Here is an 18,531-nt window from a genome sequence, read left to right on the forward strand (position 1 = left end):
TTACAGATAAGATATCACGATCAAACAACATGACCGGTGCATCAATACGCCGGCAAACAGACATTTCTGGTTGAGGCCCCCAATGATCCAGTCTTTCATCGCAGAACTTGGCGAACTTTCTGTCCGGCTATGGCTCGAAGATGGACAGCTTCGCTTTTCTGCGCCCAAAGGGGTCGTTCAGGGGGAATTGCGCGACCAAATGGTTGCACAAAAGGCGGATATCATCGCCTATCTTGACAATCAGGATGCCGCACCCGAAATCGTTCCTGCGGCCCCGATGCAGGAAATGCTGTGGTCCCTATGCCAGCAGGCCAATGACTGGCCGGGTCTGTATATCGAAAGTCGTCAGGTCACGCTGAACGGCAAAATTGACGTCAATGTGCTTGAACGTGCGATCAATGCGACGATTTCCCGTCATGATGCCTTGCGCACAAGTTTCCTTGCCGAGCCCGACGGATTGAAACTTGGCATTGCGCGCCAGCTCCGTATTGAAATCGAACAACATGACCTTATCGGTGGCGATACCAGACAAATCGAAAAAACGGTTCGGCAGCTATCGTGGCACAGCTTTGATCTTGAAAACGGACCCCTTATTCGCATCGGGTTAATTATTGAATCAGAAACCCGGTCCATACTGATCCTGAGCCAGCATCACCTGATCACGGACCGCTGGTCGGCGGGCTTGCTGATCAACGAGATCTCCGAGCGCTATGACGCCATTTTGCGTAACCGCTCACCAAAGCTTCCGGTATTACGTTCAAGCTATGCCGAATATGCCAAAGCCCAACGCGCGGCACTAGATACATCACGCCATGCCGAGAACAGCGCATATTGGCGCAACCTGCTTGCAGGTATTCCGGACCAACTGGTCCTGCCCTATGACCGGCCATATCCGGCCAAACCCGACTATCGCGGCGGCAGAAGTACCCACACGGCAGCACCTTCGATCCTTCAGGCACTGGCCATCTATTGTCGTGTCCAGAACCTGACGCCCTTCATGGTGGCCTGTGCGTTGCAGTCGGCCTTTTTGCACCGCCTCACCAATCAGGAAACCATCGTTATCGGCACCCCGGTCGCGGGGCGACTGGAACCGAAATACGAAGACGTCGCAGGATATTTCGTCAACACGGTTGCACTTCGAACCGATCCCTCGTCGGATATGAGTTTTACCGCACTGTCAGAACAAATCCGGTCGCGTGCGCTTGAGGCGTTTGACCATCAGGACATGCCGTTTGGTCATCTGGTCGGTGACTTGCCAATCGACCGAAAACAACCGCAGCCTCCAGTATTCCAGACAATGATTGCGGTTCAGAATGTCGATGGTGGCACGCTGAAACTGGGGGATATCACCCTCGAAGATCGTGAAGCACCAGTTGAAACCGCCAAATACCCGTTAATGCTGACCCTGATCCCCGATCAGGCCGGTACCGGCAACCTTGTGATGCACTGGGACTATCAAACAGCATTGTTTGACCATCAGACGATAGAATGTCTGGCGGACTGTTTTACCACTTTTGCCTGCGATGCACTGGAAAACCCGCAAACACCGCTGGCTGATTTGACATTGCTGCCTGACAAGCTGTCGATGCTGATCGCGGCTGAGGCTATGCCAGAACCAGTCGCCTACCCGAAGGACCAATCCGTCTGGAGCCTGTTTGATCTGCAAGCGAAAACCACCCCTGAAAGCATCGCCCTTGATGATGGCACAACCAGCCTGATCTACCGCGAATTGCACCAGCAGGCCGAACAGCTTGCCGTCCACCTGGCAACCAGGGGCGTTCAGAAAGGGGATCGCATTGGTCTGCTTTTACCGCGTTCTATTGACCTGATTGTTTCGCAACTGGCCGTTTTGCGCCTTGGTGCCACATTCATCCCGCTGGATCCGGCTTACCCCGAAGACCGGCTGGCCGTTATGATCGACGATGCAAAGCCCGCCATCGTGATCCGTGAGACGACGATATCGGGGTCCGGGTTCTCGTCTGGTATTTGCGTGCTTTCATCTGAACTGTCAGATAACGTTAACTCTGACACCAGCGCCCTTCCCGATCACGATGCGGGCGCAGATGCGATAGCCTATATAATGTATACATCCGGTTCAACCGGACGACCAAAGGGTGTCGCTGTTCCACATCGCGGGATCACGCGTTTGGTGAGGGGCCAAAGCTTTATCCCGTTTGGGCCTGAACGGGTTTTCCTGCAACTGTCCTCCCCCTCCTTTGACGCATCAACGCTCGAGATCTGGGGCGCTTTGCTCCATGGTGCGAAGCTGGTTCTACCGCCGCCGGGCACAGACGCCTTTGATCAGCTTGGCGACATCATCGACGCTAACAAGGTAGATGTGCTTTGGCTGACATCCGGGCTGTTTTCGACCCTGATCGATAGCAACCCGGCTGCGCTCAGGAAGATTAAATATCTACTTGCCGGAGGTGACGCCCTGTCACCGGCCCATGTCGCACGAGCGCTTGCAACGCTGCCCAGCACGCAGCTCATCAATGGCTATGGCCCCACAGAAAACACGACATTCACCTGTTGCCATCGTCTTGATGCAAACGCGCTTGACAAGATAATTGTTGGCAAGCCGATATCAAACACCACCGCCCATATCCTTGATGCACGCGGACACATCACGCCTCCTGGCGTGCCTGGCACGCTCTGGACTGGCGGAGATGGTCTGGCAGATGGCTATCTTGATCAACCCGGTTTGACCGCAAAAAATTTCGTCACCAAGACAGTCATTTACGCCGCGAAATCATTTACCGAACGCCTTTATTGCACCGGTGACCTTGCCCGTTGGGTTGATGATCCAAATGGTGACGGGCTTGTGATTGAAATCCTCGGGCGTGCCGATGATCAGGTTAAAATTCGCGGCTTCCGTGTTGAACTGGCCGAAATCGAAATCGCACTGGAGAAACTGGCGGCAATTGGCCGCGCAACGGTCATTGTCAGCAATCCATCATCTGCCAGTGAAAAATCCCTGATCGCATTTTGCATCCCGGCCAACGATAAAGACGCCTTACCAACCGAGGCATCGATCAAACAGACATTGGCCAAAACACTTCCGGCCTATCTGGTGCCAGAGCGGATCGGGTTGCTTGATACTTTGCCGCTCACCCCCAATGGCAAGGTAGATCGCAAAGCGCTGCTCGATATGGTTGAAAACTTGCCTGCTTCCTTTGCTGATCGGACCATTGATTTCGAAGCCCCCGCATCGGAAACCGAACAGGAACTTGCAAAAGTCTGGACCGATCTGTTTGGTCTCGAAAATGTCTCGCGCTCTGACAGTTTCTTTTCCGTTGGCGGCAACTCGCTAAGCGCAATCCGGTTGGTCGCGTCCTATCGCGACATACGGCACACAAAAAACAAGCCTGCGAGCCTTACCATCGGGGACGTCTTTGCTGCGCCCGTCTTATCCGATCTCGCCGCCAGAATTGACCGTATGACGGGTCGCGTCCCGGTCGCCCCGCCGTCAGCGATGCCCAAACCAATCAACCTGCAGACACAGGATCAGCCGCTTTCCTTTGCACAGGAACGGGTCTGGACCTTGGAAAACATGATGGATATGGGCACGACCTATTCCGTTCCGGGTGCCTATAGCCTGACCGGTCCGCTTGATGTCACTCGGCTTGAAAAAGCACTCAACGCCGTTGTGCAAAAGCATACAGGCCTTTCAACCGTTTTTGAGGAAAAGGACGGCAATGCTGTTCAGCATCTTTTACCACCGAGCAAAATCAACCTGACTGCCGAACCGGTCGCGCACAAGGATGTTGATGCGACCCTCCGCCAGCTTGCCAATATCCGGTTCGACCTGTGCAAAGGTCCCCTCATGCGGTTTCATCTTCTTGAGACCGGGCCGAACGAACATATCCTGATGATGGTGCTTCATCATCTGATCTGTGACGGATGGTCGGTTGACATCCTGTTGCGCAACCTTGCCGATGCTTATATTGGCAAGGAACTTGATACCCCGCGCCTCAGCTATGGCGATTTCACGGTCTGGCAAAAAGAACAGCTTTCAGGCGAATACCGGGATATTTTGAATGCCTTCTGGAAGAACGAGCTGGCCGATGTTCCGATTCTGGATTTGCCGCTTGATCGACCGCGCCCGCCCGTGCCCAGCAATCAGGGCGATCATGTCCCGATCAGCATCCCGTTAGAGGGCATTAACCGGTTTTGTAAGGATTTTGAAGCAACCAGCTTTATGGTTTGCATCGCGATTTTTGCAGCCCTTCTACACCGCTATTCCAATCAGGATGATTTCGCCATCGGAACCCCGGTGTCGGGTCGCCATCATCCCGGTGTCGAGGATGTCGTTGGCTTCTTTGCTGATAACCTCGTTATCCGTACGCCGGTTGACTCTGAAAACTCTTTTGCCGAACTGCTTGCAAAGGTGCGCCAACGTATTCTGTCGGCATTTGATCATCAGGACCTGCCATTTGTCCGGTTACTCGATGCGGTCAATCCAAATCGACGTCTGGACATCACCCCGCTGTTTCAGGTCACCCTAACTGTTGATGATGGAATGGATTTCGACCTGACAGTCGAAGGATTGCAAGCCAGCCCCATCGACCTTGCCCTGCCTTGGGCGAAATATGATCTGGGCATCAATCTGCGGACCGATCCAAAAACAAAACAGCTTGCCGGATACCTTGAATATAACAGCGACATCTTCACCGAACAAAGTGCGACCAATCTTGCCCGCCATTTCGAAACCTTGGCAGGTGCTGTCGCCAGGTCGCCAGATATGCCGATTTCCAGGCTTGATCTAAGAAACGGAGATACCTCGGCGGCCTCCGAATTAACCGGACGCATGATTGACCATCCGTTTGAAGGTGGCCTGCATCAATTGATTCGAGCACAGACATTGCGCTCACCGGATGCCACCGCACTGATCACCAGTGATGAAAGCGAAAAAATCACATATTCCGGGCTGGAATACCGATCCGGTGTCGTTGCCGATCAGATACGCAAGGCCGGGATCAAACCGGGCAACTGCATTGGTGTTCACTGTCACCGGTCAATCAATCTGCCGATCATTCTTCTGGGAATTCTCAAGGCGGGTTGTGCCTATGTCCCGCTTAACCAGGCTCATCCGGTCGAACGCCTGTCATTGGTCATGCAAACGGCCAAACCTGCGGCCATCATCACGGACGGCACAATCCCGGACGCATTAAACGTCAAAATGCTGATCAAACTCGCCGATTTGATCAGCGCCTGTTTGGCAAATACGGATCAAGAAATCGTTTCCGAAAATGTTGCCCCTGATGATCCGGCTGTCATCCTGTTCACGTCGGGATCAACCGGCATTCCCAAGGGCGTCACCATCCCGCACAGAGCGATCTGCAATCATGCACACTGGTTTATCGACACCACCGGGCTTGGGCCGAATGACACGATTGCCCTGAACACAAGCTTCGACTTTGATGCCTCTCTGATCGAGCTTTTCACAACCTTTGTTGCCGGGGCGACGTTGGTCGTGCCTGTCACAAAGCGCAACGATGACATCCTTGCTGTTTGTGACGCAATTTCCAATCACAAGGTGACCGTGATGCAGGCAGTGCCATCCCTGTATCGGGTGATGCTTTCTGACGGCCTGCTTTCGAGTGCAAGTTCGCTACGGCTGGTGCTTTCTGGCGGTGAGGCTCTGCCCAAATCGCTTGCCGATGCACTAAAATCTGCACTCCCAGGCGCGCGAATTCTTAACTGCTATGGACCGACTGAAACTTGTATTGATGCGCTTTGCCACGAATATAAAGGTTCTTCCCAGAACACTCTCGTGCCGCTTGGCCAGCCAGTGGATAACACGTCAATTACGATTGTAAATGCCGCTGGCACACCGGTTCCCGATGGCATGCCCGGAGAACTGGTCATAACCGGCCTGGGGATGAGCCTTGGCTACCTCCATGATGCCGACCGCACGGCACAAAGCTTCCTGCCGCCTGACGAAGATACCAAGCCAACCGAACAATCCGTGCGACCCGGCTTTCGCTATAAAACAGGTGACAGGGCACGGTTGGGGCCAGACGGCGTTGAGTATCTTGGCCGCATGGATGCGCAACTTAAGGTCAACGGGATCAGGATCGAAGCCGACGAGATTGAGCAGGCCCTGACAGGTCATCCGGCCATTCAGGATGCTGCCGTTACCACGGTGAATGATGACCTTGTCGCTATCATTACCCATGTATCGACAAATGATCAGCCCCCTCTGACCGCCGATGCCGTCCTAAGCAAAATCCGTGAACGGCTTCCGGCATCGATTACCATCACCCATCTGGTGGCGGTCCGGTCAATTCCACGCCTGTCGAGTGGCAAGATCGACCGGCGCCGCATCCAGCAGATTGCCAACAGCCACATTGATCAGCGCACGCAAAGCCATCAGGACACACACCCGCTCGACGCGCCGGAAGGGCTGGTTGAAGAAACACTGTTTGACATCTGGAAAGAAGTTCTCGGTCAGGACGGCTTTGGCCGCACAGACAATTTCTTTGCGGTTGGCGGCCAGTCCCTTCGCGCGGTTCAGGTAGTGGCCCGCATTCGCAACCGGTTGAACGCCAATGTCTCGGTTCAGGATATCTTCGAATGCGCGACCATCTCGTTACTGGCCGAGCGCATTGGCAATACAAAAAATGCGGATACACCCGATCAAAATAGTCTGACCGCCCATCGACGCAATGACTTCACGGCTGATGGCAGTGCGATCATCCCGGTGTCCTACGCCCAACGTTCGCTTTGGTTCCTTGATCAACTCGAAGGTGGATCAGCTGCATATACCACGATCAGCGCATTTCTGATCGAAGGCGATGTTTATCCGGCTATTATTGCCGAGACATTGAACGCCATACTGGCCCGTCACGAAACACTGAGAACCCGGTTTGGTATAATTGCCATTGAACCGGTTCAGATTGTAACAAACGAGGCGACCTTCCCCTTCGTCATCCATTCCGAAACCCTGAAGGATGATCGAGATCAGTTGTGCCAGACCGCCAAAATAGCAACGGCGAAACTGTTTAACCTTGGCACAGATCTACCGGTTCGTTTTGAACTCTGGCCGCTTTCAAGCGGGCGGCATTTCGGTTTATTGTGTTGGCATCACATCGCGACAGACGGCTGGTCACAGGGCGTTTTCATCACCGAGTTTGCCACCCTCTATCAAGCCTTCCGGGAGGGCAAAAACGCCAGGGGCGCTGCCCTGCCCGAACTTCCCTTCCAATATGGCGACTATGCGCTTTGGCAACAAGAACGTTTAAGCGATACCGATTTTCAGGACAAACGCACTTATTGGCGCCATGCGCTTGAGGGCGCCCCGCAAAGCCTCTCCCTGTTTGCAGACCGCTCGCGCCCGGCACGCCAAAGTTTCAAGGGTGCAACCCACCGTTTTCAGTTAAGCGCCAAACAAACTGAGCGTGCCAGGAAACTTGGTGAAGCTTCCTCGATAACGCTTTATATGCTTGGTCTGGCGGTGTTCCTTGTCCTGCTGAACCGCTGGTCGCGCCAGCACGATATCCTTGTCGGAACCCCTGTTGCCAACCGTCCCAATGCCGATACGGAAAAGCTGATTGGCTATTTCGTAAATACCGTGGTGACCCGCGGCAAGATTGATCTTGCGCAACCATTTGGCGAACTTCTTACCGATATGCGCGATATCGTTCTGAATGCCTTTGCCAATCAGGAAGTACCGTTCGAACAATTGGTCGAGGATCTCAGCCCCGATCGTCACCTTGATCATTCCCCTCTCTTCCAGGTGATGTTCAATCTTCAAAATCACGAAACAACAAATCTCGTCGTTCCGGGGCTGCGTCTGGAAGAATTTGAATTTGATACCGGCACCGCAAAATTCGACATTAACCTTACGCTGATCGAAAAACCCGATGCGGGCCTTGACGGCCATTGGGAATACGCAACAGACCTGTTTGATCCAGCCACCGCTGTCTGCATGGCAGATCAGTATCAGATGCTGTTTGATCAGGTGCTCGCAGAACCTGACACCCCCGTCGGCAAACTTGCCTTGATGGATGAAGCCCAAACAAAAAATGTCCATCGATTGATCGACGCGGTTGCCAAGCCAGCGTTTGAACCAGCCGCAAACAATATCCTTCTGCATATGCTGGTCGAACAGCAGGTCAACAAGTCCCCCGATGTCATCGCGGTTGAGGCAGGCGATACCAGGATGAGTTATCGCGAACTTGATAACCGCGCCAACGCGCTTGCCCGTACAGTCCAAACCAGGGGTGCGCTCCCCGGTGACATGATCGGTATTGATCTCGGGCGATCTGCAGAAATGATCATAGCTCTGCTTGCCGTCCTTAAGGCCGGTTGTGCCTATGTGCCACTCGACCGGACCCTCCCGAAAAGCCGGATTACCAACATCATCGCGGATGCGAAACTGCGCATCCTGATCAGCGATCAGGATGGCGAGGCCGCCTATGCCGGCATAGGCAAGGTTGTGGTCATAAACGACGAAACAATGTCGGATGCCCCACTCCACCCATTCGTCATGGATGCGGAATATCCGGTTTATCAGCTCTATACATCGGGTTCGACCGGCAAGCCAAAGGGGGTGCAAATGCCCCACCGCGCACTGGTCAATCTGATGCAATGGCAGCTTGGCGATCCCAACTTTTACCCGTCAGCACGCACCCTGCAATTCACAACCCTTGGCTTTGACGTCGCCAGTCAGGAAATTTTCACCACGCTTTGTGGCGGCGGAACACTTGTGATGATGCCCGCCGAGTTGCGCCAGGATATGCCGCGCCTTCTAAGCTATACAGCACAGAACAAGGTCGAACGCCTGTTCATGCCTTTTACGGCGTTACAGCAAATTGCCGAAGCATGGCCACTGGCCGCGAAACAACCAAAGGCACTTCGTGAAATCATCACGGCTGGCGAGCAGTTGCGCATTACGCCGACCATTCGAATGTTGTTTAAGGCATTGCCGAAATGCACGCTAACCAACCAGTATGGCCCGACCGAAACCCATGTGGTCAGCGCCCACACATTGCAAGGCACCTGCGATACCTGGCCGGAATTCCCGCCAATCGGCAGTCCCGTTGCCAACACAGCCCTTTACGTTCTTGATGATGACGGGCAGCTTTTGCCACCCAACATGCCCGGTCAACTTTGGGTTGGCGGCAAGGCCGTCGGCAATGGTTACCCCGGTCAACCGGATCTGACAGAAAAACTGTTCCGTCCTGACCCGTTTGGCAAAACCGGGCGAATTTACGCCACAGGTGACCTTGCCCGTATGCGCATCGGGCATGATCAAACCATCTGGTATGAATATCTCGGACGCGTCGATCAGCAACTGAAAATTCGCGGGTACCGGATCGAACCTGCCGAAATCGAACTGGCCTTAACGGGGCTGGACGAGATCCGTGATGCCGCTGTCATTGCATGGTCGGATTCCACCGGCGAAAAACGCCTTGTCGCCTATTACGTTGCCAGCTCACCCACGGATGATGACAGTGAAATCTCTCGCCAGCTGCGCACAAAACTTGCAAAGGTTTTGCCGGAATACATGGTGCCTACAGTCTGGATCAAGCTTGACGCCCTGCCGCAAACGCCCAGTGGCAAAATAAGTCGGCAGGACCTGCCAACACCCGTCCGGAGTTCGGTGCCAAACAAGGCAACATCGTCCAGGCATCTGCCAATCTCGGAAACCGCACAAAAGCTTGCCTCGATCTGGTCATCGGTTCTTGAATGCAGCACCGTTGGCTTGCATGACAACTTCTTTGATCTTGGGGGATATTCCTTCCTGATGCTGCGTGTTCTGGCCGAAATTCATCAACAGTTCCCGGATGCAAACCATATCGCCATGGTCAATCTGTTCGAACACCCGACGGTTTCGTCACTTGCCACCCTGATTGATCAGGGACCTGCCGACGCACCATCGCGGCACCGTGCAGAGGAAAGAAAGAGTCGCATGCGAAAAATATCCATCCGTCGCGCGGCACGGTCGCGGACATCGGCCAAAGGTGAAAGCGACCTGTCATGACCAAACAACCCTGCAAAATCCCGCCGCGTGATACCGAGATTGCAGTTGTCGGCATGGCCTGCCGTTTCCCCGGCATTCGCACACCAAGGGACCTTTGGGCTGTTCTGGTCGAGGGCAAGGAAACCATCGCCACATTCAGCGATGATCAATTACGCGCTTCGGGTATTCCCGAAACGCTTTTCAAACATCCCGACTATGTACCCCGTGGCGCGGCACTGGGTGATATTGATCTTTTTGATGCTGGCTTCTTTGGTTTCAGTCCCCGCGAAGCCGCCCTGCTTGATCCGCAATGTCGTTTGTTTCTGGAAACCGCCTGGCATGCACTGGAAGATGGCGGCTTTGCCAATGACGATCCCGAACGCGACATCGGCGTTTTCGGTGGCGTGGCACTGAACACCTATTTTCACAACAATCTGGCAACCAATCCCAAGGTTCTTGAAGATTTCGGTTTTTTCCAAACCCTGATTTCCAACGACAAGGATTATCTGACCACACTTGTATCCTACAAACTGAACCTGACCGGACCTGCCATCACGGTACAGACCGCATGTTCGACATCCCTGGTCGCAATTCACACCGCCTGCCAATCACTGCTGACCGGCGAGTGTGATCTGGCCCTTGCCGGTGGGGTTAATTTGACCGTACCCGAAGCACAGGGGTATCTCTATCAAACCGGCATGATCAATTCGCCTGATGGCAGTTGCCGACCATTTTGCGAAGACGCCGCAGGCACGACCAACGGGGCAGGCTGCGGCATGGTTTTGCTTCAGCCGCTGGCTGATGCGATTGACGCCGGGGCGACAATCCATGCGATCATCCGGGGCAGTGCGATCAACAATGATGGCGCCAGAAAAGTCGGCTACACCGCACCAGGGCTTGAAGGCCAGGTCCGCGCCATTTCCGAAGCACAGCGTATTGCCGAAGTTGACCCGACCGAAATCGGCTTTGTTGAAACCCACGGCACGGCCACACCACTTGGCGACCCGATCGAAGTTTCAGCCTTGGTCCGCGTCTGGGCAGGAACCGCACATTCAGAACATCTGGCAGATTCAAGCTGTGTTCTTGGTGCGGTTAAAAGCAACCTTGGCCACACCGGGGCGGCTGCCGGGGTTGCCGGTTTTATGAAAGCCGTGCTTGCCGTGCGCGAGGGTGCCCTGCCAGGAACCGTTCATTTCACCAGGCCCCACCCGGAACTGGATCTGGATAAAACGCCATTCCAGATCAGCGCTCAGTTCGCACCGTGGAAAATCTCGGAAACGCAACCCGAACGTATTGCCGGTGTCAGTTCGTTTGGCATCGGCGGCACCAATGCCCATGTTATCCTTGCCGAAAACCGCTTTGCACCGCAGTCCGCGCCCGCAACGGCAAGAAAAACCAACCTGCTGACACTTTCGGCCCACAGCCCGGAAGCCCTCGAACAGGCTTGTAATAATCTGGCAGAGTTTCTAGACGAACCCGATGCGCCCTCGCCGGGAGCCGTTGCTCATACCTTGCAAACCGGGCGCAAGGCGCTGCCCTATCGCCTGACGATCAACGGGGAAGATCATGCAACTGTGGTTAAAGCATTGCGAAATGCAACAATAACCACAGCGCAGACAGCGGCATCCGAAAAACGTCGTGTGGCTTTCATGATGACCGGCCACGGCAGCCAATCAACCACCATGACCCGGGCCCTGCTTGCGCAGGAGCCGGTTTTCCGCAAACGCTTTGACGAACTTGCATCCGTTCTCAAAACCCGGACCAATATCGACCTTTATGCGGTTTTAACCAGCTCTGATCCGGGCTGGGCGCAGTCACAGCTTGATCGCATGATGGTTAGCCAGCCATTGATGTATGTTATCCAGCTGGCCCTGTGTGCACTCTGGAAATCATGGGGTGTTACACCCGAAACCGTCATCGGCCATAGCAGTGGCGAATTTGCTGCTGCTTTCGAAGCCGGCATCTTTAGCGCCGAAGACGGCTTGAAACTGGTGTTGGCACGCGGGCAACTGATGGATACCAGTATCGCGGGTGGCATGATCGCACTCAATTACGATGAACACGAAATCAAACATTTCATTGGTAGTAACCTGTCGGTTGGCGTGATCAATGCGCCTGACATGTGTGTGGTTTCAGGTGAAGAAAAATATCTGAATGATTTCATTGCCTTGCTTGAAGAACGCGACGTTGATTACAGGCGTCTGCATGTTTCGCGGGCGGCTCATTCGCCAACGATGGAAGCAATCCAGCCCGCCTTTGCCGAAATTGCAAAGACAATCCGATATCGCGCTCCCGAAACCCGGTATATTTCAAGCGTCACCGGAAAGCCTGCCGACCCGGATGAAATTGCCACCGCTGATTACTGGGTCAAACATCTGCGCACGGCAGTACGCTTTGGCGAAGCCGTGGGTCATCTGGTGAGCGACCCTGAAATCGCACTGGTCGAAATCGGACCGGGCAATGCGCTTTCAACCTTTGCCCGGATCACGGCAGGTGCCAAGGGCGCGCCCGCGCCGATATGTGTGCAATCCCTGGCCAGACCGCAGGACAAAAACGAACATGATGACGCGGTTATCGCCGCCTCGCTCGGGAGGCTTTGGGCCTGCGGCGTTGCCATTGACTGGAAAAGCTATCGTCAGGACCAACTCCATCATCTGGTGTCCTTGCCAACACTTCCGTTACAACGCCAGCGCTGCTGGATAGATCCGCCCGGCACGACCGAACACGAACAAACCCGGTCCCGCAGCCAGCCAACCCGGCAACCTGATCCGGAACGCTGGTTCCATGTGCCAGGTTGGAAATCGGCCCCCCGTCCCGTGGCATCGGTCAAAATACCGGGCAAACGAACGGTGCTGTGGCTTGATGCAGGCGACGATGCGCTGGTTGACAAACTCGCCACGCGTTTGGCGAAAAATGATGACTGCCAACTGATCCGGGTCACCACAGGTGATGCCTTTGACATTGCCGGAAACGCCGCAACCATACGACGGGACAGTGCAACCGACTACGAAGCACTGATCGAAACAACCGCCCCCGCCATCATCATTCAAACAGCATCAGAACAAACTGCCGCCGACGACACGGATAACATTCCCGGCTTCGATACATTTCATAGCCTGTGCCATTTGGGACGTGCGCTGACGTTGCGCTCAGACCTGCAGACTGACATCATCACAATTACCACGGGCGTTTTTGATGTTACCGGCACCGAGGAATTATCACCTGCAAACAATATGGCCCTGGGACCGCTCAAGGTCATCCCGCAGGAATGCCCCAATGTCAGAACGCACCTTCTTGATCTTGATCCGGCAAGCGATGTATCGGCTTATGCCGCGCACATCGAAGACGCGATCCGGCAAAAAGACCGTGAGCCAATTCGTGTTGTGCGCGGACGTCACCAATGGGTGCCCGCCTACAGCCCGGTTCAGCTTGGCGAGACATCCGCCGATTTGGGCCACATCCGCGAAGGGGGGGTGTATGTCATCTCCGGCGGGCTTGGGGGGCTGGGCCTGACCATCGCCGAACATTTCGCCCGGATATACAAGGCGAAGCTTGGGCTGATCTCGCGAAGCCCGCTGCCCAAACGCAAAGACTGGAACGATGATGCCTTACGTGCCGACAAGGCCGACATCATTGATCGCCTGCTCGCGATGGAAGAAGCCGGGGCAGAGATCCGAACCTTTGCCCTTGATTGCGCAGACCAGTCCGCCATGGCCGATACCTTTGACGAGATAGAAACATCGCTCGGTCCGATCAACGGCGTGATCCATGCCGCTGGTGATATCGGTTTCCAAATTCATGGGGCACTTGATCAATATTCCCCGCAACAGGCCCGCAGCCAGTTCAATGCCAAAGTTCGGGGCACCAATGTTCTCGAAAAGTTACTTGCCTGCCGCCGCCCTGATTTCGTGATCCTGATGTCTTCAATGGCAGCTGTTTTTGGCGGGCTTGGCTTTGCGGCCTATGGTGCAGCCTGCGCCTATATGGATGCGGTTGCCACAAAACACAGTGGTAAAACATCAACACGCTGGATTTCAATCAACTGGGACCGCTGGATACCTGCCGGGCAGGAAGAACAGGAAACCGGTTTGCAAAACCGGACACTAGCCAGTCTTGAAATGCGCCCGGACGAAGGAATGAGTGCGTTCCTGCGCGTCCTCAAACACCTGGATGGTCCGCAGGTCCTGGTCACTCCGGGCAATATTGAGGACAGGCTTTCCCAATGGATCAACCTTGGCCCCAGACAGGCAAAGCCCGTATCAAAATATGTCTCTTCTGCATCAATGATGTCAGAACCGCAAAGCCAAACCATCAAGGTTGCTTCGGAGACGATCACGGATGTGCAAGCAAAGCTTGCTGGTATCTGGCAGCACCTGCTTGGACACCCGAAAATCGGCCTGGATGACAACTTCTTTGATCTGGGGGGTCATTCGCTATTGGCGACCCGTGTGCTTGACCAGATCCGCCAGCACCTCGGCACCAATCTGCCTATGAGAACGCTGTTTGATACCCCAACCATTCGCGGTCTGGCATCCGTGATTAATAAAGATGTCGGCCGGTCGGTTTTGCCCAGGGCTTCTGATAGCGCAACACCCCGCCAATCCGCTGGCAGCCCCGCGCCGCTTACCGAAGCACAAAAGCAACTCTGGCTGGTCGACAACATCGAAACCGGAACCGGGCTTTACACCATTCCGATTGTCCTGCGCTTTAGGGGGCCGTTATCCGTGCCTGCACTGGAAAACGCCGTGTCATCGCTGATCGAACGTCATGAAGCGTTGCGGATGTTTTGTTATGTGCATGACGATGTAATGATGCAGGGGTTTGCCAAACCTTACACGATCAAGCTGCCCGTCGAGGATGTCTCGCCTCAGGAGCTTGGAGAACGCATTGCCACGGAAAGTCAGATTCATTTTGATCTGGCAAAGGCACCGCTTTTTCATGTCAAGCTTCTAAGGATATCCAGGGACGAGCATGTATTTGTGATGGTCCTCCATCACATCACCGCCGATGGCTGGTCAGTTGGCCTTTTGCTAAAGGACCTGTCCGCACTTTACAGAACTTTCGAACAAGGCAAAACCCCATCCCTGCCAGAACTCGCATGGCATTACAGCCAATATGCAAACTGGCAAGCCAATCAGCTCAATACGGGCGAAATTGACCGGCAGCTTGAATATTGGCGCAAACAACTGGCAAATATGCCAACGCGCCATGCGTTACCAACCGACCGGCCCCTTCCCAATCATCGGACGTTTTCAGCGGGCATTGTTGGCTGTGTGCTGCCCAGGGAAACGGCAACCCGGCTGCGCCATCTGACCGAGGCAGAAGGGGCCAGCTTGTTCATGGTCACGCTCGCCGCCTTTGCCGCCCTTCTGTCACGCTTGACCGGTGTTTCCGATCAACCTGTTATCACCAGCAGCGCCAACCGCACGGAAAGCTGGCAGGAAGAGATTGCAGGGCTGTTTGTTGCCATGCTGGTTTTGCGCCCTCAACCGCGTGGCGACCAGGTTTTCCGCGATCTTGTGCGTGAGGTTCGGGCAATCACGCTTGATGCCTTTGCGAATTCCGATGTGCCGCTACAGCGTATTGTTGAGGCACTTAATCCGCCCCGCCATCCCGGCCAGCATCCGCTTTCCCAAATTGGCTATGTTGTCCAAAACATGCCATTTGAACCGCAATCCCCCGAAGGTTTGGAAATCGAATATATGTCTCAGGGCAGCGGTGCGAGCCAATACGACCTGCTCTGTTCCGTCAGTGAAGTTGCCAATAATATCCACATTGATATCGAATATAGCTGCGAACTGTTCGACAAAAGAACGGTTGAAACATTCCTGGCCCGCTTTGTCGGGCTGATCTCCATTGTGGCCGAGACGCCGGATACCAGGATCTCGGACATTTCGCTCATCACCCGCGATGAAGAAGCAAAACTTCTGCGATGGGGCAATGCCCTTGATCCGAAGCCAGGAATATCGTCTGAGACGCTTTCCGACATGGTCAGAACACACGCCAGTGGATCCCCCAAAAGCCCAGCCCTGACATTTGGTTCACAGGTCTGGAGTTATGGCGAACTGATGGCCCAGGTCGAAAACCAGTCGAACACCTTGCGCAAACTTGGTGTCCGCGCGCGTGATATCGTGGCCGTTTCCCTGCCGCGCGGCCCGGAACGGGTAATTGCCTTCCTCGCCATTCTTGATTGTAATGCAGTTTATCTGCCACTCGATCCGGCTCAGCCCGCAAAGCGGCTTGCAATGATCCGCAAGGATGCCGCCCCGGTTGCAGAAATCACCCCCGACGGTATCAAACCCCTTAAATCAGGGACCCCGAGCTTTGCCAACCTGCCTGAGCACAGCGACATCGCCTATGTCATCTATACATCGGGTTCGACCGGACAGCCCAAAGGGGTCGTGATTGGTCATGAAGGTCTGGGTGCACTGACGCTGGCGCAACGTGACCTTTTTGCGACCAAACCCGGTGATCGCATACTGCAACTGGCCGCACCAAGTTTCGATGCCTGGATCTGGGAAGTTTCAATGGCGCTTGGTGCCGGTGCAACGCTTGTCACCGCAAGCGATGATGCAATTCAGGCCGGACCAAACCTGATCGGGTTCCTTTACGAACAGGCCATTACCCACCTGACAATCACCCCCCCGGCATTGTCTGTATTACCTCATCAAGCTCTGCCAGATTTACAAACCCTTATCTGTGCGGGTGCGACACTTCCGCCAAAACTTGCCAAACTCTGGGGACAGGGGCGCAAGCTTTACAACGCCTACGGCCCGACAGAGGTTACTGTTTGCGCGACAATCGGCATTTGTGACACCGCCGCAGGCAAATTTAATATCGGAAAGCCGCTTTCCCACCTTTCGGTTCATATTCTTGATCCTGAGGGCAATCCGGCGCCCCCCGGTACGGCTGGCGAACTATATGTGGGGGGCACAGGCCTTGCGCTAGGTTATCTGGGCCGTTCTGATTTGACCAAAGAAAGGTTTGTTAAAAACCCGGTTGCCCGCGGGGCTCATGATCGCCTTTATGCCACCGGTGACCGCGCACGGTTTTTGCCTGACGGTTCCGGTGAAACAGCGGATATCGTCTTTATGTCACGCCTGGATGACCAACTTGAGATTCGTGGTTTCCGTGTTGAACCGGGAGAGATTGAACATTGCCTTCTGAAACATCCAAATGTCGCTCAGGCAACTGTGGTTGGCTTCCCGTACGATAATCCTGACCGACTTCTTGCCTATGTCCTCATGACAGGGGATGCCCCCCCCGATGGATCAACCTTGCGAGGATATGTTGCCGACATTCTCCCCAAACATATGTTACCAAGCCTCATTATTGCGCTGGACGAGTTTCCATTGACCGTTGCCGGCAAGATCGATCTGCGCAGCCTGTCATCTCTTGCGACAAACTACGAAAATCCGCACAATACAGCACCTGGCAATGCACTTGAAGCACGGCTTCAGAAACTCTGGCGCGATACACTCGGTATTGACATGGTCAGCATCGAAACCGGTTTTTTTGAGGCAGGCGGGACATCCCTGCTCGCGGTGCAACTTGTCGGAAATATCCAGTCAGCGATGGATATTGATCTGTCGGTCACCGACCTGTTCGCCTATCCCACCATCCAGGAAATGGCAAAGATGATTGAAAAGAACAGTCATCGGAACACCACGGCAATGACCGCGAGTATCACGGTTGCAAGTGACGCTCCGCTTGCAGGATCGCCTGATAATGGAAACCCGCTCTTCTGGTTTGGTGGCCTTGGCGCACATAATATGAGCCTTGCACCCCTGGCATCGCGTCTTGCGGATGACGGGCCAGTCTATACGCTTTATCCACGCGGATCAGATGGAATCACACCGCCAGACAATAACGTTGACATTGCCTTGCTGCGATTTACCGAGACAATTCGCCGCATACAGCCTGAAGGTCCGTATAGGATTGGCGGACACTCATTGGGATGCAAGCTTGCCTATCTTGTGGCAAATCGATTGATCGCAGAAGGCGAAAAAGTCAAAGCACTCTGCCTGCTTGACGGCGCGGCACCGGATCAGAACCTTTATGAGGACGACACTATTCCAACCGAAGACATGCTGCGTAATTTTTTGATCCAAAAGGTGTCTGCGACAACGGGCGGCTTACTTGAAGATCAGGCCGGATTTGAAGACGGAGAGCTTGATCGCAGGGTACAGGCGCTTAGTGCCGTCATGCCGCTGGTGATGTTCCAAACCGGGCCAGAAAACAGCCCGCGCGACATTCCAACCCTTTTGATCACCGCCAGCCGCGATGACGGATTATCCGGAATCGCGGTTGAAACGTTCGGTGAAGATCTAGGCTGGAATCGCTTTGTCAAAAATCCGGAAATCAAACAGCTTGATAGCACCCACGACAGGCTTCTGACACAGCCGGACCTTCAGGAAGTCGTTAAGCTATGGAAACATTTTTCTGCAAACCTGCAGGAGTGAGCAAACGGCAATCCCTTGACAACCAAAATTGAAAATTCCTGTGAGGAGACACTTTTCCCGAGGACGCGGGACTATCCGGGATCATTAAGGACAAAGCGGGAC

Annotated in this window: 2 protein-coding genes; both read left to right on the top strand. The window is 54.4% G+C overall.

Features of this window, described 5'->3' with window-relative positions; genetic code table 11:
• The first annotated feature begins 82 nt into the window (after positions 1 to 82).
• On the top strand, positions 83 to 9,988 hold the full coding sequence (locus AAC086_RS05625) for an amino acid adenylation domain-containing protein (protein WP_339776359.1): 9,906 nt from the start codon (positions 83 to 85) through the stop codon (positions 9,986 to 9,988).
• Entirely contained in the window at positions 9,985 to 18,429 is an 8,445-nt protein-coding gene (locus AAC086_RS05630; protein ID WP_339776362.1) for an amino acid adenylation domain-containing protein, read from the top strand. Before AAC086_RS05625 ends, AAC086_RS05630 begins: the two co-directional genes overlap by 4 nt.
• Positions 18,430 to 18,531 lie beyond the last annotated feature (102 nt).

Origin of the sequence: uncultured Thalassospira sp. (assembly GCF_963976115.1) — a bacterium.
Lineage (GTDB): Bacteria > Pseudomonadota > Alphaproteobacteria > Rhodospirillales > Thalassospiraceae > Thalassospira.